The sequence below is a fragment of the Oceanithermus desulfurans genome, assembly GCF_014201675.1.
Taxonomy (GTDB): domain Bacteria; phylum Deinococcota; class Deinococci; order Deinococcales; family Marinithermaceae; genus Oceanithermus; species Oceanithermus desulfurans.
This window is the reverse complement of the sequence record NZ_JACHEZ010000007.1, coordinates 1-20594: the sequence shown is the minus strand read 5'-3', so window position 1 is coordinate 20594 and position 20594 is coordinate 1. Positions and strand designations below refer to the sequence as shown.

Annotated in this window: 13 protein-coding genes, 1 tRNA gene and 2 rRNA genes; 6 read left to right on the top strand and 10 right to left on the bottom strand. The window is 69.9% G+C overall.

Going from position 1 to position 20594, the window contains the following annotated elements; all coding sequences use genetic code 11:
* Nucleotides 1-8: 8 nt before the first annotated feature.
* A complete protein-coding gene (locus HNQ05_RS09160) occupies nucleotides 9-881 on the bottom strand; it encodes a type I phosphomannose isomerase catalytic subunit (RefSeq protein ID WP_147148813.1) in 873 nt (290 codons plus the stop codon).
* Nucleotides 882-1028: 147 nt separating this feature from the next.
* On the opposite strand from HNQ05_RS09160, the gene HNQ05_RS09155 reads away from it, so the two are divergent.
* Complete coding sequence (locus HNQ05_RS09155; RefSeq protein WP_147148815.1) at nucleotides 1029-2837, top strand: aldehyde ferredoxin oxidoreductase family protein; 1809 nt, start codon at nucleotides 1029-1031, stop codon at nucleotides 2835-2837.
* 1035 nt (nucleotides 2838-3872) lie between these two features.
* Here the strand turns inward: HNQ05_RS09155 and HNQ05_RS09150 are convergent.
* Nucleotides 3873-5675: a S9 family peptidase gene (locus HNQ05_RS09150; RefSeq protein WP_147148817.1), complete on the bottom strand. Its 1803-nt coding sequence runs from the start codon at nucleotides 5673-5675 to the stop codon at nucleotides 3873-3875.
* A gap of 248 nt (nucleotides 5676-5923) precedes the next feature.
* Between HNQ05_RS09150 and torA the strand changes: the two genes are divergently transcribed.
* Both torA and HNQ05_RS09140 read left to right on the top strand, forming a co-directional pair.
* Nucleotides 5924-8422, top strand: coding sequence for a trimethylamine-N-oxide reductase TorA (torA, locus tag HNQ05_RS09145; RefSeq protein ID WP_147148818.1), 2499 nt, complete (start codon nucleotides 5924-5926; stop codon nucleotides 8420-8422).
* Between the two features lie 62 nt (nucleotides 8423-8484).
* Entirely contained in the window at nucleotides 8485-9153 is a 669-nt protein-coding gene (locus tag HNQ05_RS09140; RefSeq protein WP_147148820.1) for a hypothetical protein, read from the top strand.
* A gap of 44 nt (nucleotides 9154-9197) precedes the next feature.
* Here HNQ05_RS09140 and fmt read toward each other — a convergent pair whose 3' ends face one another.
* Genes fmt through HNQ05_RS09115 form a run of 5 tightly spaced genes read right to left on the bottom strand, consistent with a single transcriptional unit; the run spans nucleotide 9198 to nucleotide 13567 of the window.
* Nucleotides 9198-10124, bottom strand: a complete 927-nt coding sequence (gene fmt / locus HNQ05_RS09135; protein ID WP_147148822.1) for a methionyl-tRNA formyltransferase — start codon at nucleotides 10122-10124, stop codon at nucleotides 9198-9200.
* 5 nt (nucleotides 10125-10129) lie between these two features.
* Nucleotides 10130-10729: a peptide deformylase gene (gene def, locus HNQ05_RS09130; RefSeq protein ID WP_147148824.1), complete on the bottom strand. Its 600-nt coding sequence runs from the start codon at nucleotides 10727-10729 to the stop codon at nucleotides 10130-10132.
* 44 nt (nucleotides 10730-10773) lie between these two features.
* Nucleotides 10774-11646: a CdaR family protein gene (locus tag HNQ05_RS09125; RefSeq protein WP_147148826.1), complete on the bottom strand. Its 873-nt coding sequence runs from the start codon at nucleotides 11644-11646 to the stop codon at nucleotides 10774-10776.
* Complete coding sequence (gene cdaA / locus HNQ05_RS09120; RefSeq protein WP_013458797.1) at nucleotides 11633-12364, bottom strand: diadenylate cyclase CdaA; 732 nt, start codon at nucleotides 12362-12364, stop codon at nucleotides 11633-11635. Before cdaA ends, HNQ05_RS09125 begins: the two co-directional genes overlap by 14 nt.
* Before the next feature lie 54 nt (nucleotides 12365-12418).
* A complete protein-coding gene (locus tag HNQ05_RS09115; RefSeq protein WP_147148828.1) occupies nucleotides 12419-13567 on the bottom strand; it encodes a phosphopentomutase in 1149 nt (382 codons plus the stop codon).
* 68 nt (nucleotides 13568-13635) lie between these two features.
* On the opposite strand from HNQ05_RS09115, the gene HNQ05_RS09110 reads away from it, so the two are divergent.
* A tRNA-Ile gene (locus tag HNQ05_RS09110) sits at nucleotides 13636-13712 on the top strand.
* 42 nt (nucleotides 13713-13754) lie between these two features.
* Here the strand turns inward: HNQ05_RS09110 and HNQ05_RS09105 are convergent.
* On the bottom strand, nucleotides 13755-14261 hold the full coding sequence (locus HNQ05_RS09105; protein WP_147148830.1) for a hypothetical protein: 507 nt from the start codon (nucleotides 14259-14261) through the stop codon (nucleotides 13755-13757).
* 313 nt (nucleotides 14262-14574) lie between these two features.
* Here HNQ05_RS09105 and HNQ05_RS09100 point away from each other — a divergent pair, with 313 nt between their 5' ends.
* Nucleotides 14575-15807, top strand: coding sequence for a Y-family DNA polymerase (locus HNQ05_RS09100; protein WP_147148832.1), 1233 nt, complete (start codon nucleotides 14575-14577; stop codon nucleotides 15805-15807).
* A gap of 149 nt (nucleotides 15808-15956) precedes the next feature.
* Nucleotides 15957-18878, top strand: a complete 2922-nt coding sequence (locus HNQ05_RS09095) for a PAS domain S-box protein (RefSeq protein ID WP_246104136.1) — start codon at nucleotides 15957-15959, stop codon at nucleotides 18876-18878.
* 1410 nt (nucleotides 18879-20288) lie between these two features.
* Here the strand turns inward: HNQ05_RS09095 and rrf are convergent.
* Together rrf and HNQ05_RS09085 are read right to left on the bottom strand one after the other, a co-directional pair.
* Nucleotides 20289-20405 (bottom strand): 5S ribosomal RNA (gene rrf / locus HNQ05_RS09090).
* A gap of 110 nt (nucleotides 20406-20515) precedes the next feature.
* Nucleotides 20516-20594 (bottom strand): 23S ribosomal RNA (locus HNQ05_RS09085); the annotation flags it as partial.

Sequence of the window (20594 nt, the reverse complement as noted above, 5' to 3'; positions counted from 1 at the left end):
TTTTGTGCTTATATGTGGGCCACGAGCTGAACCGGGGCATCGACGTGATGCTGCTGTCCAGCACCCAGCACCAACCCACGGCACGGTATGGAAGGGGGCACCACGGCCAGCAATGAGCGCTCCGGGGCCTGAAGGTGTCGGCCTGCGGCATAGAGCTTGAACCAAGGTGTTTCCAGAAGGGGCCCCGCCTGCATCCGGCACATCTCGGCCGTAGGTGGCTCGAGCCGCGCCACGTCCAGCGCCCGGTCCAGGTGCAGCTCCCGCCCCCGGCCGTAGTCGTAGAGCCGGTAGGTCAGGTCGGAGCGCTGGGAGACCTCGTAGACCAGGAGGCCCGGACCCAGGGCGTGGATCGTGCCCGGGGGCACGTAGATCACGTCGCCCTGCTGGACGGGCACGAAGTTGAGCAGCTTGAGGATCGTGCCGTCCTGCGCCGCCGCGCGCAGCTCCTCGCGCGTCACCGGCCGCTTCACCCCGTAGATCACCTGGGCGCCGGGCTCGGCCTCGAGCACCACCCAGGCCTCGGCCTTGCCCAGCCAGCCGGTCTGCGCCTCGTGAGCGCGGGCGTAGGCGTCGTCGGGGTGCACCTGCACGCTGAGCCAGTCGGCGGTATCCAGGAACTTGACCATGAGCGGCAGCCGGGGGCCGTAACGCTCCACCACCGCCCGGCCCAGGAAGGCCTCGCCCAGCTCGGGGAGCACCTCGGCCAGCACCCGGCCCGCGTAGGGGCCGGAGGCCACCCGGTTCTCGTCGAAGACCATCCAGGCCTCGCCGATGGGCTCGTCGGTTGCGAGCCCGAAGCGCTCGGCCAAGCGTCGCCCACCCCAGACGCGGGGCTTGAACTGGGGCTCGAGCTCGATAACTTCGGGAACCTTCGCGCTCACCCCCCCAGATTACTTCGGAACCGAGGCGAGAACGGTGAGCCCTGCGTGTTGCATGCTGTTGCAATACGGGATTGCTTTCAAAAACCACCGGCGGTAGCATAAGCGTTAGACACAACAAACACGGCGTTTCGCCGGAAGGAGGGAGCCATGCTCAAAGGGTATGCGCATCGCTTGGCCAAGATCGACCTGAGCACCGGCACGGTCGAGTACGAGGCCCCCAAGGAAGAGGACCTGAAAAAGTACATCGGCGGCCGCGGGCTCGGCGTCAAGTACGTCTTTGAAAACGGCCCCGGGGTGGACCCGCTCAGCCCCGAGAACCTGCTCGCGGTCATGACCGGTCCGCTCACCGGCACCCAGGCCAAGATGAGCGGCCGCCTGGCGGTGGTAACCAAGAGCCCGCTCACGGGCACGGTGACCGACAGCCACATGGGCGGCTGGACCGCGGCGAAGATGAAGTGGGCCGGCTTCGACGGCCTGCTCATCAAGGGCGCGGCCGAAAAGCCGGTCTACCTGCTGCTGCAGGACGGCCAGGTCGAGATCAAGGACGCCTCCGACCTCTGGGGCAAGACCACCCACGAGACCCACGAGATCCTGCGCAAGCGCCACGGTGAGGACGCCGACGTAATGGCCATCGGCCCTGCCGGTGAGAACCTGGTCAAGTTCGCCGCCTGGCTCAACAACGACGAACGCGCCTCGGGCCGCGGCGGCACCGGCGCGGTGGCCGGCTCCAAGAAGCTGAAGGCGATCGTGATGGTCCCGGGCGACAAGGGCGTCTACCAGCCCGCCGACAAGGCCGCCTGGCACGAGGCCGATGAGCGGGCGCTGGCGACGATCATGGACGAGAACAACGTCACCGCGCCGCGCAAGGGGGGCCTGAGCGTTTACGGCACCAACGTGCTGATGAACATCACCAACTCCATCGGCGCGCTGCCCACCTTCAACGCCCAGCACACCAGCTGGGAGCCCGCGGGCGAGGTCTCGGGCGAGGCCATCCGCGAGCACATTCTGGTCAAGGACAACACCTGCCACGCCTGCCCGGTGGCCTGCAAGAAGATGGTCGAGATCCACCTCAACGGCAAGCCGATCCGCTTCGAGTCGGTCGAGTACGAGTCGGCTTGGGCGCTCGGTCCCGACTCGGGCGCGGCCGATCGCACCTGGGTCAGCTACGCCATCTACCTCTGCAACGCCTTCGGGATGGACACCATCGAGGCGGGCAACGTGATCGCTTCGCTGATGGAAGCCACCGAGAAGGGCTACGTCGCCGAGCAGGAAGGCCTCAAGTTCGGCGACGTGCAGGGCGAGTGCCAGTTCCTGGAGATGATCGCCCACCGCCAGGGCCTGGGCGACAAGGCCGCCGAGGGCACGGCCAGGTTCATGAAGGCGATCGGCCACCCCGAGCTGGCCATGGAGGTCAAGGGGCAGGCCATCCCCGCATACGACCCGCGCGGCCTCAAGGGCATGGGCATCGCCTACGCCACCTCCAACCGCGGCGCCTGCCACCTGCGCGCCTACACCCCGGCCTCCGAGCTGCTGGGTGTTCCCTTCAAGACCGACCCCATCGAGTGGCGCGGCAAGGCCGAGCTGACCAAGACCTTCCAGGACCTCTCGGCCTTCACCGACTCGATGGACCTCTGCAAGTTCAGCCAGTTCGCCGAGGGTCCCGAGGAGTACGCCGACCAGTACACCGCCTACACCGGGATGAAGGTCACCCCCGACGACATCATGAAGATCGGCGAGCGCATCTACAACCTGGAGCGCTACTTCAACAACCAGGCGGGCTGGGCCGAGGGTTCGGACTACCTGCCCGAGCGCTTCCTCAAGGAACCTTCCGACTCGGGCGGCTCCAAGGGCCAGGTCACCGAGCTGGACGAGATGCTCGCCGAGTACTACCAGCTGCGCGGCTGGAAGAACGGCGTGGTGCCCGAGGAGAAGCTGAAGGAGCTGGGCATCCTCTAGGATGCGGCCACGACAGGAGGCCACCCCATTTGGGGTGGCCTCCTGTCGTGAGCGGGACCGCCTGCGCTAGCTGTGCGGCCTCACCACGTTGTTCACGCCACCCCGCTACCGGCATCTTCCCTCGCCAGCCCGGCGAACGCCGGAGCGGGGCCGTTTCAAAAGCGGTGGCGAGGGCTCTGCGTCGGCGGCGCCTGCGCACCAATCCCCTATGACTCCAGGGCCGCGCCACCGGAGAGTGCGCCGGTCTGAATTCCAGCACGCGCGCTGTGTACTCGCCTGGCTGGGACGACAAAACACCGGCCTGCAAACGCCTCCACCGTAGGGCGGCTCCGCCCGGCCTATGCCAAGAGGCAGGCAGGCCTGTGGCCTGTGGTTGGCCTGTTGATGGTAGCCCTGCCTTCGGCGTCACTCACTGCACGAACCACTGGTCTTGGTCAGGCGGGTGGGCCTCGTCCGGTGATACGGGAAAGGGGGCAAGGGGCGAGTGGCTCGTGGCGTGTGGCGGCCTTATCAACGGTAGTGTAATTTCGGCTGTTTTCCCAGCATAGGTCCCGGACCTCGGCGGTGCGTCGGGAGCCGTGCGTCGGAAGTAGCGGGTCAGGAAAAAGAGGAGCCGGACGTGTCCCCGATCAAACGGGCGAAGCTCGCGCCGGTCGGGGTTTTGTGATGGCTACCCATCCCCTCCTGCCGTCATCCCCGACGAGGCGCAAAGCGCCGGGGTCGGGGATCTTGCCGGGGCTGCTGCGCGCTCAAAACGAAGGCGAACCGTCGCGCCGTTGTCGTCACCGCCTGCGCTTTGAACCGGTGTTTCCTCACCCGTGTTTCAAGACTCCGAATCGGTCCCGGGCTTGATCCGGGACCCGTACCGCGCCATGAGCCCACGGCCCGGTCACCGCAAAACAACGCCCCCTACCCTTGGGAAAACGCTGGGGGGTTGTGGGCGCTGCATGAACCCGATGTCCGCCGCCGTTTCTCGCCCGGCTCACCACGTACCGCCCACAACGCACTACGCACCGTCCCTCTGGTGGCCCCGCCCTAGGCGAAGGCCGCCTCGAAGAAGTCGGCCAGGCGGCGGTAGAGCAACCGCCGGTTGGCCTTCTTCTCGATCCCGTGCCCCTCGTCCTCGAAGACCAGCACCTGGTAGGGCACGCCCGCGGCGTCGAGGGCGCGGCGTACCGCGGACAGGTTCTCAGGGGTGACGTTGGGGTCGAGCGCGCCCTGGACGATGAGGAGCTTCCCGCGGATGCGCTCCACGTAGTGCACCGGCGAGCGCTCGCGGTAGCGCTCGGGCACCTCCTCGGGGCTGCCGCCCAGCATCTCCTCCGAGTAGGGGCGCAGGTCGGGGCGGGTGCTGTAGTAGTCGACGATCAGGTCGGTCATGCCGCAGATGGGGGCGGCCGCGGCCACCAGCTCGGGCGGGGCGTGGGTGATCTGCCACCAGCTCGAGTAGCCGCCGTAGGAGGTGCCGGTCACGCCCACCCGGCCCGGCTCGGCCAGCCCCGCGGCCATCAGGGCTTCGATGCCGGTGCGAATGTCGTCCTGCTCGAGCCCGCCCCAGCCGGTCTCCTTGATCTTCTCCCGGAACGCCAGCCCGTAACCGGTCGAGCCGCGGTAGTTGGGCAGGAAGACGTGGAACCCCCGCGCCAGGTAGTGCTGCACCTCGGGGTTGACGCGCTCGCCGTAGTGGGCGGTGGGGCCGCCGTGGACGAGCACGATCGTGCCTCTGGGGCGGTGCGGGGTGCGGTAGACGACGCCGTGGAGGCGCAGCCCGTCACTGGAGGTCCATTCGAAGTCCTCGGCGGGCACCAGCCCCGCGAGCAGCCCGGGCGGCAGCAGCGCCTCCAGCCCGGTGAGGCTCTCGAAGGCCTCGGGGTCGGGGCGGTCGGGGTCCAGCCGCACCAGGTCGGCGGGACGGGTGCTGGAGGCGTAGGCCCCCACCCAGCCGCCGGCGCCCTGCCCCAGCAGGATCAGGTTGCCGCGCGGCGGCCGCACCTCGCGCACCGCGCCGCCTTGGGGGTCCGCCAGCAGGGTGTAGCTGCGGGCCTCGCGCACGGCCAAAGCGGCCAGGAAGGGCGCGCCGGGCAGGCGCAGGGGGCGCTCCAGGTGGGCGTCTTCGAGGAGGACGCGCCCGCGGCCCTCCAGGTCGCGCCAGCCCCAGACCTGCGCTCCCTCCCCCTCGGCCACATAGTTCACCCGCGGCCCCGCCCAGAGGCCGTGGACCTTGCGCTCCTCGCCGGCGCTCAAAAGCCGGCGGTCCTCCCGTCCCTCCACGTCCACGACCCAGAGTTCCTGTCCCCCGGGGTGACGGGTGGCGCGGTCGTAGAGCACCCAGCGACCGTCGGGGTCGAGCTGGGGCGCCCAGGTGCCCGGTCGCTCGGGCCGCGCCAGCGCCCGCAGCTCGCCGGTCTCCAGGTCGCGCCGCCAGATCCAGGTGGGCTCGAGCGGCTCGCCCCGTTCGAAGTCGTAGTTGGCGCCGAAGACGAGCCAGGGGCGCTGGGGGTGCAGCTCGCCGCCGCGCAGGTAGTAGGGCGGGTGCGCCTCGGTCAGCCGGCGCGCCGGCCCCTCCCAGGGGCGCGCCCAGAGGGCGGTGCGCTCGTCGCCGGGGTCGGTCTCGTAGAGCACGCCGCGCCCTCCCGGCAAGAAGCCCGCGAAGTAGCTCTTCTCGTCGCCCTCGCTCAGGCGCCGCACCTCGCCGTCCGGGGTGCGCGCCCAGACGTGGGGGACCGGGTCGCGCCCCAGCCAGGTCCAGGCGAGGGCCCCCGAGGAGGGCTCGAGCCGGGCGCCGAACAGCTGCGGCAGGTCGAGCAGCGCGTCGAGCAAGCGATCGGGATCCGCCATGCCTCAGGTTACCCGACCGCGGCGGTGACGCTTTGCTTTCCACCCCCGCAGCGAGGGAAGCCAGCGTGCCCTGAGAGACATTTTGGCCTTTTGTCCAAACGCCGGAAGCAGGGGCCTGGAACAGTAGCTATGGCCAAGTAAAGAAAAGCGTATTTCTTAGGTCTCATGCGTAGCGAACCCGGAGCACAATAAAGACGTAAACGCCTCGTTTAGCACTGCGTCGCGTTCCAGAATTTAGGAGGTTGGCCATGGGAAGCAAGCATCGCAAGGGTATGGAACGCAGGACCTTCCTCAAGAGCGTGCTGGGTGCCGGGGCCGCAAGCCTGATGGCCCCGTCGCTGCTGGGTTCGCGGGCGTCGGCGCAGGCGGCGCCCGCCGCGAACGCCGCCGCCCGGTACGCGCGCTCGCTGGACTGGGCGGGGCCGCTCACCCCCAGCACCCGCCTCACCGCCTCGCACTGGGGCGCCTTCCTGGCCCAGGTCGAGGACGGCAAGCTCGTGGGCGTCAAGCCGTTCGGCGGCGACCGCGCCCCGGTGCCGATGCTGCAGGCGCTGCCGGGACGCGTCTACGCCCGCTCGCGCATCCAGTACCCCATGGTGCGCGAGGGCTTCCTCAAGAAGGGCGCCCGCAGCGACCGCAGCCAGCGCGGCGCGGAACGGTTCGTACGGGTGAGCTGGGACGACGCCCTCGACCTCGTCGCCGGTGAGCTGGAGCGCGTCAAGGCCAGCTACGGCAACGCCAGCATCTTCGCCGGCAGCCTCGACTGGCACAGCGTCGGCAAGCTGCACAACGCCCCCACGCTGCTGCGGCGGATGCTGGGCCTCTTCGGCGGCTACACCGACAACACCGGCGACTTCAGCGTGCAGGCGGCGATGACGATCCTGCCGCACGTGACCGGCAACATCGAGGTCTACGACCAGCAGACGGCCTGGCCCACGATCATCGAGAACACCGACCTGATCGTGCTCTTCGGCGCCGACCTGATAAAGAACAACCAGATCGGCTGGACGCCGCCCGACCACTACGCCTACCCGGCGCTGCAGGCGGTGAAGGAGCGCGGCATCGAGGTGGTCTCGGTCGACCCGCGCCTCACCGACACCGCCCGCTTCCTGGACGCCGACTGGGTGGCGCTGCGCCCCAACACCGACGTGGCGCTGATGCTCGCCATCGCTCACACCCTCTACACCGAGAAGCTGTACGACGAGGCCTTCCTGAAGCGCTACACCGTGGGCTTCGACAAGTTCCTCGACTACCTGCTGGGCAAGAGCGACGGCCAGCCCAAGACCCCCGAATGGGCCGCGAAGATCACCGAGGTGCCCGCGGCCACGATCCGCGACCTCGCCCGCCGCATGGCCCGCGGCCGCACCATGCTCATGGGCGGCTGGGCGATCCAGCGGCAGGACCACGGCGAACAGGCCCCCTGGATGCTCGTCACCCTGGCGGCGATGCTGGGCCAGGTGGGGCTGCCGGGCGGCGGCTTCGGCTTCAGCTACCACTACGCCAGCGGCGGCGCGCCCGCGGCCAACGCCCCGGTGCTCAGCGGCATCTCCGCCGGGGACAACCCCGTCAAGACCGCCATCCCCTTCGCCCACGGCGTGAGCGACCTGCTGCTCAACCCCGGAAAGACGGTGGACTACAACGGCGAGAAGGTGACCTACCCCGACATCAAGCTGGTCTACTGGGCGGGCGGCAACCCCTTCAGCCACCAGATGGACAAGAACCGGCTGATCCAGGCCTGGCAGCGGCCCGAGGTGACCATCGTCCACGACATCTTCTGGACCTCGAGCGCCAAGTTCGCCGACATCGTCCTGCCGGTGACGACGACGCTCGAGCGCAACGACATCGACAACATGAGCGAGTACACCAACCAGTACATCCTCGCCATGCACAAGGCGGTGGACCCGCTCTTCGAGGCGCGCAGCGACTTCGAGATCTTCGCCGAGCTCTCCGACCGCCTCGGCTTCGGCAGGAAGTTCACCGAGGGCAAGGACGAGATGGGCTGGATCCGCTCCTTCTACGAGGAGGCGCGCAAGCAGGCCAAGGCGATGAAGCTCTCGATGCCCGACTTCGACACCTTCTGGGAGACCGGCTACGTGGCCTTCCCCGTGCCCGAGAGCGCCAAGCAGTACGTGCGCTACGGCGACTTCCGCAAGGACCCCGACCTCAACCCGCTCGGCACCCCTTCGGGCAAGATCGAGATCTACTCGCGCACCATCGAGAAGTTCGGCTACGACGACTGCCCGCCGCACCCCACCTGGCTCGAGCCCGCCGAGTGGCTGGGCGGCGCCAAGGCGAAGCGCTACCCGCTGCACCTCGTCTCGCCCCACCCCAAGTACCGGCTGCACTCCCAGCTCGACAACACCTGGATCCGCGACTGGTACGAGGTGAACGAGCGCGAGCCCGTCTGGATCCACCCCGACGACGCCCGCGCCCGCGGGATCGCGCACGGCGACGTGGTGCGCATCTTCAACGACCGCGGCGCGCTGCTGGCCGGCGCCTACGTGACCGACCGCGTCCGCCGCGGGGTGATCGCGGTGCACGAGGGTGCCTGGTACGACCCCGACGAACCGGGCAAGCCCGGCGCGCTGTGCAAGCACGGCAACGTCAACACCGTGACGATGGACAAGGGCACCTCGAAGCTGGCCCAGGGGAACGTGGCCAACACGGTGCTGGTGGAGATCGAGAAGTACGAAGGGCCGGTTCCGCGGGTCACGGCCTTCGAACCCCCGGCGCAGGCCCAGAGCTGACCCGAAACCCCCGGGCGGGCCAAGGCCCGCCCGGGGAGCCCGCGCGAAAGGCGGTGAGGCGATTGAACAAACCGCGTGCATGGGGGGCGGTCGTCGGGGCGGTGCTGGCGCTGGCCGCGCTGGCGCTGCTGGCGGCCAGCGGCAACCCCGAGACGAACCGTTACTGCACCGTCGAGACCACCCACCTCTACCCCGCGCCCGGAGGGTCGGGCGACGGCTGCGGCGTGCTCGAGCTGGCCGTGCCGTTGCAGGCGGCCGAAGCCCGCGACGGCTGGGTGCGGGTGGTGCTGGAAGGCTGGCGCCAACCCGGCTCCACGGTGCTCTACGCCCTCGAGGGAGTGCGCATCCGCGAGGCGATCCTAAAGGACTGCGCCCTGGCGAAGCTGCAGGTGCTCCAGACGGTCACCGACGAGAACACCGGCCAGACGTGGAGCCAGGTCCGCCTCGCCGGCTTCTGGGTCCCCGCGAAGGCGCTCTCCCAGGACCTGCGCAAGCCCTGGGCCACCGCGGAGGCGCTGTACAAGAAGAACTGCTCCGCCTGCCACGCCCTGCACGACCCGGCCCAGTACACGGCCAACCAGTGGCCCCAGGTGCTCAAGTCGATGACCTCGCGCACCCCGCTGGACAAGACCCAGATCGCCTGGATCACCAAGTACCTGCAGTACCACGCCAAGGGGATCGACCCCGACAAGGTGCCGGTTCCCTGCGGGCTCACCCCCGCCCGGCCGTAGAACCCCCCGTCCGAACCGGCGCCCCCGGCCGGCTCGGATTCGCGTTAACCCCCGCCCAGGCGGACGCCCGGGGCCACTCCGTGGCCCCGGGCCCAGTCCGCGGCGAGCATGGGCCGCTTGCCTTCGGGCTGGACGGTGACGAGCAGGACCGCCCCCTCGCCGGTGGCCACGCGCACCCCTTCGGACCCCACGGCCAGCACCTCGCCGGGCGCGCCGCGGCCCTCGGCCGGGCGCAGCTCGAGCACCTTGACCCGCCGGCCCTGGTGCTCGAACCAGCTGCCGGGCCAGGGCTGGACCCCGCGGTGGCGGTCGTAGATCTTGCGGGCGGGATCGCTCCAGCGGATGCGGCCGTCCTCTTTGGTGAGCAGCGGGGCGTAGCTGGGCTCGCCCCGCTGGGGTTCGGGCTGGCGTTCCTCCAGGTGCGCGAGCACGTCCAGCAGAAGCTCCACGCCGCGGTCGCGCAGCCGCTCGGAAAGCCCCGCCGCGGTCTCGTCCGCGCCGATGGGGGTGCGTTCCTGAACGAAGACCGGACCCGTGTCCATGCCGGCGTCGAGGCGCATGATGCTCACCCCGGTCTCGGGCTCGCCGCGGATCAGCGCCCAGTTGACCGGCGCCGCGCCGCGGTACTTGGGCAAGAGCGAGGGGTGGATGTTGAGGAAGCCGTAGCGGGGGATTTCCAGCAGCGCCTCGGGGATGATCTGGCCGTAGGCGGCCACCACCCCGGCGTCCAGGTCGAGCGCGCGCAGGCGCCGGGCGATCTCGGGATCCTTGCGCAGCCGCCGCGGCTTGGCCACCTCGACCCCCAGCCTGCGGGCGGCCTCGGCCACGGGGCTTTCGGCGGTCTTGAGGCCGCGGCCTTTGGGCCGGTCGGGCTGGGTGACCACCAGGGCCACGTCGTGCTCGCGGGCCAGCGCCTCGAGCACCGGCACGGCCCAGGCGGGCGAGCCAAAGAAGGCGAGCCGGCGGCGCACCGCGCTCACCCCCGCTCGGCCCTGAGTTCCCGCAGGAAGGCCTTGGCCTTGCGCTGCATCTCGGCGAGCTCGGCGCGGTGCTCCTCCATGAAGGGCCGGCGCAGCTCGGCGGGGATGCGGTCGAGGAAGAGCACCCCTTCCAGGTGGTCGAGCTCGTGCTGGATCACCCGCGCCAGGTAGCCCTCGGCCTCGAGGGTGCGCGGCTCGCCGGTCACGTCCTGGTACTCGACGCGGATCTGCAGGTCGCGGGGCACGTCGTCGGAGTAGACGCCGGGAATCGAGAGGCAGCCCTCGGTGCCCACCTGGGTGCCCTCGCGGTGGGTGATGCGGGGGTTCGCCATCACGTAGAGGTTCTTGAGGACGCTCTTCGGGCGCTCCTCCTCGTCGGCCTCGGCCTCTTCCTCTTCGAGGGCGTACTCCGCGGCCACGAAGAGGCGGCGCGAAAGCCCCACCTGGGGGGCGGCCAGGCCCACCCCGCCGTATTCGAACATCGTCTCCACCATGTTCTCGGCGAGCTCCGCGAGGTCCGAGAAATCCTGCACCGGCCGCGCCTTCCTGCGCAGCACCGGATCGCCGTAGAGCCGAATGGGCAGCACTTCCGCCATCCCTTACATTCTGCCACCTGCCGGCGGTTTTGCGAAGGGGCGGGTTACTCCAGCGGCTTGGCGGGTTCCACCTTCAGCTTGGCCAGCACCACCCCGATCGCGTCCACGTCGGGCGGCAGCAGCAACTCGAGCGGGGCGGTGTACTCGCCGACGCGCCACTCGGCCTCGGCCTGGACCGCGGTGATCTGCCCCAGCACCCCCGGCGGGCCCACCAGCGTGACCTTCGCCGGGGCCTCGACCCGCACCGGGTGCAGGTCGCGCGGAGCCGGCAGCAGCACCAGGTCCACCTCCTTGCGCGCCAGGGTGGGGGAGCGGAAGGTGATGCGGGCGGTGTCGGGGTCGAGGGTGAGCTCGGGCAGCGGGGTTCCCGCCTCGTCGAAGGCGACGAGGCGCACCGTGCCCTCGGCGGTCAGGTCCACCCCCACGGCCGCCCGCGCCCGCTCCACCAGACCGGCCGGGCCGCGCATCTCCACGCTGTCGGGCTCGAAGGTCACGACGCTGCCGGGGGCGTAGACCTCGACCGGCAGCACCCCCGCGCCCAGACGCTCGACCCGAGCCTCCACCTTGGCCGGCACCACCTCGGCGATCTGGACCCCGCTGGGGGCGCGCACCTGCACGTTCGCGGCGAAGGACCCCTCGTTGACCCCGGAAAGGTCGACGAAGACGATTACCGCGCCCGGGTTGAGGTTCTCGACGATGCGGGCGGTGCCGCGGAAGCGCACGGTCACGCTCTTGGGCAGGCCCACCACCGCGCGGTCCTCGCCCAGGCCCACCACCTCGAGCGGCCGCTCCAGGCTGCGCTCGACGACCGGCTCCACCTCGCGCAGCTGGTACCACAGCACCAGCGCCGTCAGCACCGCCGCCAGCTTGATGGGCCAGTTGTGGAGCGTGCGCCGCAGCAGCTCAGAGGGCCTCATCGAGCACCTCCCGCAGCCGGTCCTTGAGCTCGGAGGGGGTGAGGTTGGGGGAGAGCTCGCCGCGCTCGGCGATGCGGATCGTCCCCCGCTCCTCGCTGACCACGATCACGAAGGCGTCGGAGACCTCGGAAAGCCCCACCGCGGCGCGGTGGCGGGTGCCCAGGTACTTGAGGTCGTCGCGCTCGGAGAGCGGGAAGACGCAGCCCGCGGCCACCAGCCGCCGCCCCCGCATGATCGCGCCGCCGTCGTGCAGCGGGGTGCCGACGGTGAACAGGGTCTCGAGCAGCCGCGCCGAGACGCGGGCGTCGAGCACCTCGCCGGTGACGGCGTACTCGCCCAGCGGGGTGCGCCGCTCCAGGGCCACGATGGCGCCCAGGCGGCGCGCGGCCATGCGCTCGACGGCGCGCAGCAGCTCGCGCGCGGCCTCCACGTCGAGCCGGTTCTCGCGCAGGCGGCCGCGCCCCAGGCGCTCGAGCACCCCCCGCAGCTCGGGCTGGAAGACGACGATCAGCGCGAACATCCCCAGCGTCGCGGCGTTGCCCAGGAGCCAGGAGAGGGTGGTGAGGCCCAGCTGCTCGGCGGCGAACCAGACCAGGACGTAGACGATTAAACCCCGGACCAAGTTCATGGCCCGGGTTTCGGCGAGGAGGCCGTAGGTGTAGTAGAGCACCGTGGCCACCGCCAAAATGTCGATTACGTCCCGCCAGCTGAGGTTCATCCCGTCCTTTCCGCACCCGCAATGCTTCGCGGCGAATAGCGAACGCTCGTAGCTCTAGATTACCGAATCCCCCGGCCCTTCCCAGCGGGTTTCCAGCAGCTTGGCCCAGGTAGCCCCCAGGTCGGCGAAGGTTTCCCGGGTGCCCAGGTCGCGCCCCGCCATCCCCGGCCCCGCAACCAGGAGCATGGCGTACTCGCGGGTGTGGTCGGTGCCGCGGTAGGTGGGGTCGTTGCCGTGGTCGCTGACGATGAAGAGGTAGTCCTCGGGCCCCAGCTTCTCGAGGAACGCGGGCAGCGCCCGGTCGAACTCGACCAGCGCCTCGGCGTAGCCCTGGGGGTTGCGGCGGTGGCCGTACTTGGCGTCGAAGTCGACCAGGTTGGTGAAGACCAGGCCGTGGATGGCCTCGTCCATCAGCGCCAGGGTCTTCTCGATCCCCTCGGTGTTGCTGCCCGAGGCGACCTCGCGGGTGAAGCCTTTGTGGGCGTAGAGGTCGGGGATCTTGCCCACGCCCACCACCTCGTGCCCGGCGGCCTTGAGGGCGTCGAGGACGTTGTCGGGCGGCACCAGGGCGTAGTCGTGGCGTTTTTCGTTGAGACGGTAGAAGTTGCCCGGCTCGCCGGCGAAGGGGCGGGCGATGACCCGGGCCACCGCGTACTCGCCGGTGAGCAGCGCCCGGGCCTTCTCGCACCATTCGTAGAGGGTCTCGAGCGGCACCACATCCACGTGGGTGGCGATCTGGAAGACCGAGTCGGCCGAGGTGTAGACGATGGGCTTGCCCGTCTTCAGGTGCTCCTCGCCGTAGTCGCGGATGGCGTCGGTGCCCGAGTAGGGCTTGTTGAGGAGCCAGCCGCGGCCGCCGATGGCCTCGGAGAACTTTTCCATCAGCTCTTCGGGGAAGCCCTCGGGAAAGGTGCGGAAAGGGTGGTCCAGGTGGATGCCCACGAACTCCCAGTGGCCGGTGGAGCTGTCCTTGCCGGGGTTCTTCTCCTTCATGCGGCCCCAGGCGCCCAGGGGTTCGGGCTCGAGCGGCAGGGTGTGGACGCCGGGTACGCGGCCCAGGCCCAGCCGGGCCAGGTTGGGCAGCTCGATCCCGGTCTTGAGGACGGTGTGGTCGAGGGTGTCGGCGCCCTCGTCGCCGAATGCGGGCGCGTCGGGCAGGTAACCGAGCCCCACGGAGTCGAGCACGACGGTCACGATCTTCATGCTCCCAGCATACGCCCCCGCCGTGTTGTCAGCCTGCCGGCGGGTTGCTACCATGAAGAACCGGACGCGGGCCCTTAGCTCAGCTGGTTAGAGCAGTCGGCTCATAACCGATCGGTCGCAGGTTCAAGTCCTGCAGGGCCCACCAAGAAACGCCCCCGGTTCGGGGGCGTTTTCCATCGCGGGAAGGCTAGCGCAGGTAGACGACCCGGAACACGCCGTCTTGCAGGGTGCCCGCTTCGTCGAAGCAACGCACGCCCAAGACCACGTCGGGGTAGGTGCTTTCCTCTTTCACCACGGTCACGTTGCAGTGGCCGCCCGAGAAGTCCCTGGATCCCGCCAGCGCGGTTCCGTAGGGGGGCTGGGAGGCGGCCAAGTCCTTGAAGGTGACGTTGTACCGGCCGGCGCTCAGGCGCTCCACCTCGATGGCGCCGCCCGAGGTGTTCAAGCTCCAGTCCGTATCCACGGTCGCGTCGGGGTCGTTCCAGCGTATCAACGCCCGGCCCACCGCGGCGAAGGCCACCTTGGCCTCGAGCGCGTCCACCGCGCTCTTCAGCGCCTGAAAGTTTTCGTTCATCTTGGACGCGCTCACCACGTCGCCGCTGGAAAAGCTGTTGGGAACCGTCACCGCCAGGCCCCACAGGCCAAGGGCGGAAATGAACAGGCCGATCAATACGTACTTGGTCTTCTGCATCATGGGGGTCTCCTTCGCAATCCGGTGTTTCACTAAGCCTCGAGGGGTCTAAGGGCCAAACGTCGTTCCGGCGTCGTCGTAACCGCATCCGGCATGGTCAAACTCCGCCGGGGTGGGGCACCCACCCGTACCGCTTCCTGCCGTCCCGCAGGCCGCGAGGAGCATCAGCAACGCCAACCACACGATCGTCGTTCGCACGTTTTTTCACCTCCGGCCGCAGCGTAGCCACCGCGGCGTTGCGAAACCGTTGCGACCCGACCGCCCCTCACCCTGGGGGTACTGGATTATGTTAATATCGTAATTCCGGGAGGCAAGTATGCCTGCAAAGTATATCTTTCTCGACATGAACGCCTACTTCGCCTCGGTGGAGCAACAGCTGCGCCCCGAGCTGCGGGGGCGGCCGGTCTGCGTCGTGCCCCTCGAGGCCGAGACCACCTTCTGCATCGCCGCCAGCTACGAGGCCCGCTTCTACCGCGTCAAGACCGGTACCCGGGTGCGCGAGGCGCGGCGCATGGCCCCGAACCTGGCGGTGGTCCAGGCGCGCCCGCGGGTCTACGTGGAGGTGCACCACCGCATCCTCGAGGCCGTGGAGCGGGTGCTTCCCGTAGAAGAGGTGCTTTCGATCGACGAGATGCGCTTCGCCCTCATGAAGAACGAGCGCCCCCACGCCCGCGCGCTGGCGCTCGAGCTCAAGGCCGCGATCCGGCGCGAGGTCGGCGCCTGGCTGCGCGCCTCGGCGGGCCTCGCCCCCAACCGCTACCTGGCCAAGGTGGCCACCGAGCTGGAAAAGCCCGACGGCCTGGTGGAGCTGCGGCCGGAAGACCTGCCCGAGGCGCTCTGGCCCCTGAGCCTGCGCGACCTCCACGGCATCGGCCGCCGCATGGAGGCGCGGCTGCACCGCCACGGCATCTTCACGGTGCGTCAGCTCACCCGGCTCTCCTGTCCGGCGATGCGGCGCATCTGGGGCGGGGTGGTGGGCGAACGGCTCTGGCGCGCGCTGCGCGGCGAGGACCTGCCTCCGGTACCCACGCGGCGGCGCACCGTGGGCCACTCGCACGTGCTCTCCCCCGAACTGCGCCACCCCGAGGGCGCGCGCAAGACGCTGGTGCGCCTCCTGCACAAGGCGGCGGTGCGCCTGCGGCGCAAGGGCTACTGGACCCGCCACCTCACCGTCTACGCCACCCAGCTGCACGCCCCCACCTGGGTGCGCAAGACCTGGGTCGAGACCACCCAGGACACCCGCCTGCTCCTGAACGCCCTCGCCCGCCTCTGGGACGCGGGGCCCCCGCCCCAACCCTTCAAGGTGGGACTGGTGCTGGGGCACCTGGTGCCCGAGCGCGAGACCTCGCCGCCGCTGTGGCCCGAGGCGCGCCGCGGCTACCGCCTTTCCCACGCCCTCGACCGCATCAACGCCCTCTACGGCCCCGACACCGTCTACTTCGCAGGCATGCACGGCCTGGACTACGCCGGGGAGGACCGCATCGCCTTCGGCGAGGTGCCCCACCTCGAGTCGGCGCAAAAACCCCAGCCCCGCCGGGTCTTCGGCTGAGCGCCGCGCCGCGGCTCGGCGGGCGTCCGCGAAGATGAGCGCGCGGACGGCGGCGGCGCGCGTGGGGAACGGCCGGCGGGGGCGGGGCGGGCCCCGGCGGGGCCGAAAACGAACCCCGGAGCTCATACGCCTGGCCTATAGTGAGGGCAGTGTACCGAATCCTCTTGGTCGCCCGGGGGGAGGTCCCCCTCCAGGACGCCGCAGGGCTGCACCGGGTCGACTCGCCCGCGCGGGCGCTGGCGGCGCTCGCGGCGGAGCCGTTCGACGGGGTCGTCGTGGAACGGGGGTTCCTCGAGGCCTTCCGCGGCCTCGACCACCTGCCCGTTTACGCCTTCGAACACGCCGAAGAGCTGCCGGACCTGCTCGAGACCCTGCGGGCGCACACGCTGGAGCGCTACAAGACGCTGCTCGAGAACGGCCGCGACGTGGTCTACGTCATCGACCCCGAAGGTACGATCCGCTACGTCAGCCCCAGCGTCCGCCGCCTGGGCTTCCGCCCCCCGCCCCCGGGGGTGCGGATCAACCTGCTGCGCTTCCTCCAGCCCGAAGACCAGCGCCAGGCCCGCGAAGCGCTCGAGGCCCTGGCCAGAGAACCGGGCCAGGCCCTGACCTTCCGCTTCCGGGGGCGCGACGCGCGTGGCCGCGACCGCGTCTTCCGCGTCTGGGGCAAGAACTTGAGCCACGTACCCGCGGTGGGCGGGCTGGTCCTGCACGTGCGCGACGTCACCCGCGAGGACGCGCTGGAGCGGCGGCTCCAGGAGGAGAGCGAGCTGCTGGCCAACCTGGTGGCCACCCTGCCGGGGGTGGCCTGGCAGGCCCGGGTCGCCCCCACGCAGGACCCGCTGCGGTCGCCCACCCTCTACCAGTCGCCGCGCAGCACCGCGGTGCTCGGCTACGACGCCGAAGAGCTGGCGCGCCCCGGCCTCTACTACGACTACGTTCACCCCGACGACCGCGCGGACGCCGTCGCACTGGCGCGCCGGGCCCTGCGCGAGCCCGGGGTCTTCCACACCGCGCGCTACCGCTTCCTGCACGGACGCAAGGGGACCTGGATCTGGCTGGCGGACACCGTTCGCTACGACCCCGCCACCCAGCTGCTCAGCGGCTACACCGAAGACGTCACCGAGGAGGTCGAGCGGGGTCGTGCCCTCGGTGAGTCGGAAGCCCGTTTCCGCACCCTGGCCGAGACGGCGCCCGCGGTCATCCTCATGTGGCAGGGCGACCGCCTCGTCTTCGCCAACCAGGCCACCCGGCGGCTCACCGGCTACGACGACGAGGAGCTGAGGGGCCGGCCCGTCTGGGAGTTCGTGCACCCCGAAGACCGCGACCGGGTCAGGCACCGGGGGCTCGAGCGCCTGCGGGGCAAGCGCCCCAGCGAGCGCTACGCCTTCCGCATCGTCAACAAGCAGGGCGAGGTGCGCTGGCTCGACTACTCCGCCGCCCGCATCGAGATCCGCGGCGAGCCCGCGGTGCTGGGCGTGGGGCTCGACATCACCGAGGCCAAGGAAAAGGAGCTCGACCTCGAACTCTTCGCCCGGGTGGCGCAGGCGCTGCGCCGCTCCGAAGAGCTCGAAACGATGATGCGCGAGGGCCTGGAAGCGGTCGCCTCGTTCTTCCACGCGCCCGCCGGAGCCATCGTCCTTTACGGCGAGGAGGGCAGCCGCACCGAGGCCTTCAGCGCCATCGGCTGGATGCGCTCGCTGCGCCCCGCTCCCCAGCTCGAACACCCGAGCCTGGTGGCGGCGGTGCTGCGCGACGGCCGCCCCCTGGTGGTGGAGGAGATCGCCACCGACCCACGGCTGCGCGAGGCCGTGCGGCCACAGGTGCCGCACGGCTGGTCGGGCGTCTACCTGCCCCTGCCGGCGGGCCGCCGCTTCGTTGGGGCGCTGGCCCTCGCCTGGCCCAAGCCTCCGCCCAGGGAACGTGAGATCGCGCGGCTCGAGCTCGCAGCCGAAACCATCGGCAACGCCATCCAGCGCGCCTCGCTGAGGCAGGTGCTGGCGCGCCGCGTCCAGAACCTCGAATCGCTTCGCACCCTGGACCAGGTCATCGCCCACAGCCTCGACCTGGAAGCGAGCATCGAGGCGCTGCTGGACGAGGCCGTGCGCCTGCCCGTCGACGCGGTCGCCCTCTGGATGTACGCCCCCGAGGAGCACGCGCTGCGCTTCCAGTCCGCGCGCGGTCTCGCCGGGGGCCCTCCCGAGCCGCTGCGCAAGCTCGCCCTGGGCGAAACGGCGGTGGGGCAGGCGGCGCTGCTGCGCCGACCCGTGGCGCTCGACGATCTGGGCTCCACCCCGTTCGCGCCGCTGCGGCTGCGCGCCCTGCGGGCCTGGCCGATGCTCGCCAAGGGAGAGCTGCTCGCCGTCTTCGTCGCCTTCACCGGCGGGGCCTGGGAGCTTTCCTCCGACGATCAGGACTTCCTGGAAACGCTGGTGACGCAGGGCTCGATCGCCATCGACAACCTGCGCCGCTTCGAGGCGCTGCAGCGCACCCAGGCCGAGCTGGAAAACGCCTACGACCTCACCCTCTGGGGCTGGGCGCGCGCCGTCGAGCTGCGCGACCAGGAAACGGCCGGCCATACCCGCCGCGTCACCGAGCTGGCCCTCAAGCTCGGGCGCGAGCTCGGTCTGGGGGCGCACGAGCTGGAAGACCTCCGCCGCGGCGCGATCCTCCACGACGTGGGCAAGCTGGCCATCCCCGACGCCATCCTGCTCAAGCCCGGCCCGCTCTCCCCCGAAGAGTGGGAGACGATGAAGCAGCACCCGCTGCACGCCTACGAGTGGTTGCGGGACATCCCCTTCCTGAGGCGGGCGCTCAAGGTGCCGCTCTACCACCACGAGCGCTGGAACGGTTCGGGCTACCCCCACGGCCTCACCGGCGAGGCCATTCCCTTCCTCGCCCGCATCTTCGCGGTGGCGGACGTCTTCGACGCGCTCACCTCCGACCGCCCCTACCGCCCGGCCTGGCCCGTGGACAAGGCGATCGGCTACCTCCGCAAAGAAGCCGGCCGGCAGTTCGACCCCCAGGTAGTGGAGGCCTTCCTGCGCCTGCTCGAACGCGGCGAGGTGTAAGCCGCGCCGGCGCGGCCCCGCGCACACTCCACCCAAGGATCAGCCTCGGCGAATTTACGCCTTGCCGCCTGTGCGCTGCGTCTTCGCCGTTCCACTCGCGCCATCTGGTCCGCTCCAGGCCATTCCGGAAGCTGCCGCACTCACCGGTTCGCCCGGGGGTGAACGGGGGCGAAAAGGAAGCAAGCCGCGGCAGCCAGCGAACTTCGGGGGCACGCGGCTTCACCGCTCCGCCTGGGTGACGATGAAGGTGTGGGCGTGGAAGGTGGGGTGTGGATGACGAAAGGCGCAACAATCGGCGGGGCCTGGGGGCGGCGATGAAAGCCTTAACGGCATGCGGAGGCTACCCAATACGCCTTACACCTTCTCTTTCAAACTCGCGCCAATCGCCCGCCGCGCGCCATGTACCGCCCATCATGCGCTGCGCACCGCTGTTTCCCGTCCTTCCGGGCAAGGGGGCCGCATGGCCTCCGAGATCCCGGGTCAAGTCCGGGGCAGCCCGGAATCTCAACGCGCGCCGCGAACACCCGTCCTTCCGGGCGAGCCAACCCCAGGGTTGGCGAGATCCGGAATCTTAGTGGGGGCGCCGTTAGGAGGACGGGGCTCGTAATGCGGACGGCGGCGAAGGGGCGTCGGTTCGTTTGGCTTGCACAGCCGCACCAAGACGCCCGACCCCGGCACTTCGCGCCTCGTCGGGGATGACGGGAAAGGGAGGGGGTGAAGGAGGTGGTGGGGTGTGGGGTATGGAAGCCAGGGGAGCGGTGGTTGCGACCGGGACGCGCAAAACGTTACGTCACAGGGTTTCCACAGGCCACGGGCCAGAGGCCGCTTTCCAAACCCCCACCCCTGCCCTCCCCAATGGAGAGGGAGGTTCGTTCCGCAGGTCATGAGTTATGGGCCCCAAGCAGGGGCTGCGAGTTTCTGCCTCCCCTTGGGGGGAGGTGGCCGCAGGCCGGAGGGGGGTTGTTCGTCGGTAGGTGGGGAGGTCGCGAAGCGGGCGAGACCCGGGGTCCATGCCGCGGGGGAGGCCGGGGTTCGGCCGCCACCGATGCTGGAACGCTGGGATGTAGGGGAAGGTTTCAAACCTTCCCCTACTTGTTCGTCCGGGTCACGGCGCTGTTGCGTAGGCCGCAGGCCGCGGGCGCGCGCCACAGAGCCGTTCGCTGCCAGGTACGTGTACGGGCCCGTCTCGTCACCATCACCACGAACCACGCACCACGAAACCACGGGGCGGGCCCGCGGGTCCGTCCCTACGACGAGACACCACAGGCTACAGGCCACAGGCTACAGGCCACAAGCTACAGGCTACGGCCCACGGGCTCGTGGTTCGTGGGCCGGGTTGGGATTGGGTCCCGGGTTTTGCTTTGGAGGTTGGTTTGAGTTTGGGGGGTTGGGTTGAAGCAAAAGAAAAACCCCCCGCACCGCCCTACTTTCCCAGGACCCTGCGGTCCAAGTATCATCGGCGCTGGCGTGTTTCACTTCCGTGTTCGGTATGGGAACGGGTGGGACCACGCCGCTATGGGCACGGGGGGAATCCGATGTTGTTCGTTTGATTCCCGAGTGGATCTGTTCGGTGGCGTGACGTGGTTGGGAAGTGGGATGTAGGAAGTGGTGACCGTCCTGGTCGATGAGTGCAGAAAAAGGTCAAGACCTCGGACGATTAGGACCGGTCAGCTCAACGCGTCGCCGCGCTTACACCTCCGGCCTATCAACCCGGTG

Excerpts from the sequence above, each read along its gene's own strand:
- HNQ05_RS09155 (WP_147148815.1), top strand. The coding sequence starts at position 1,029 with ATGCTCAAAGGGTATGCGCATCGCTTGGCCAAGATCGACCTGAGCACC.
- HNQ05_RS09150 (WP_147148817.1), bottom strand. The coding sequence starts at position 5,675 with ATGGCGGATCCCGATCGCTTGCTCGACGCGCTGCTCGACCTGCCGCAG.
- torA (WP_147148818.1), top strand. The coding sequence starts at position 5,924 with ATGGGAAGCAAGCATCGCAAGGGTATGGAACGCAGGACCTTCCTCAAG.
- def (WP_147148824.1), bottom strand. The coding sequence starts at position 10,729 with ATGGCGGAAGTGCTGCCCATTCGGCTCTACGGCGATCCGGTGCTGCGC.
- HNQ05_RS09125 (WP_147148826.1), bottom strand. The coding sequence starts at position 11,646 with ATGAGGCCCTCTGAGCTGCTGCGGCGCACGCTCCACAACTGGCCCATC.
- cdaA (WP_013458797.1), bottom strand. The coding sequence starts at position 12,364 with ATGAACCTCAGCTGGCGGGACGTAATCGACATTTTGGCGGTGGCCACG.
- HNQ05_RS09115 (WP_147148828.1), bottom strand. The coding sequence starts at position 13,567 with ATGAAGATCGTGACCGTCGTGCTCGACTCCGTGGGGCTCGGTTACCTG.
- HNQ05_RS09105 (WP_147148830.1), bottom strand. The coding sequence starts at position 14,261 with ATGATGCAGAAGACCAAGTACGTATTGATCGGCCTGTTCATTTCCGCC.
- HNQ05_RS09100 (WP_147148832.1), top strand. The coding sequence starts at position 14,575 with ATGCCTGCAAAGTATATCTTTCTCGACATGAACGCCTACTTCGCCTCG.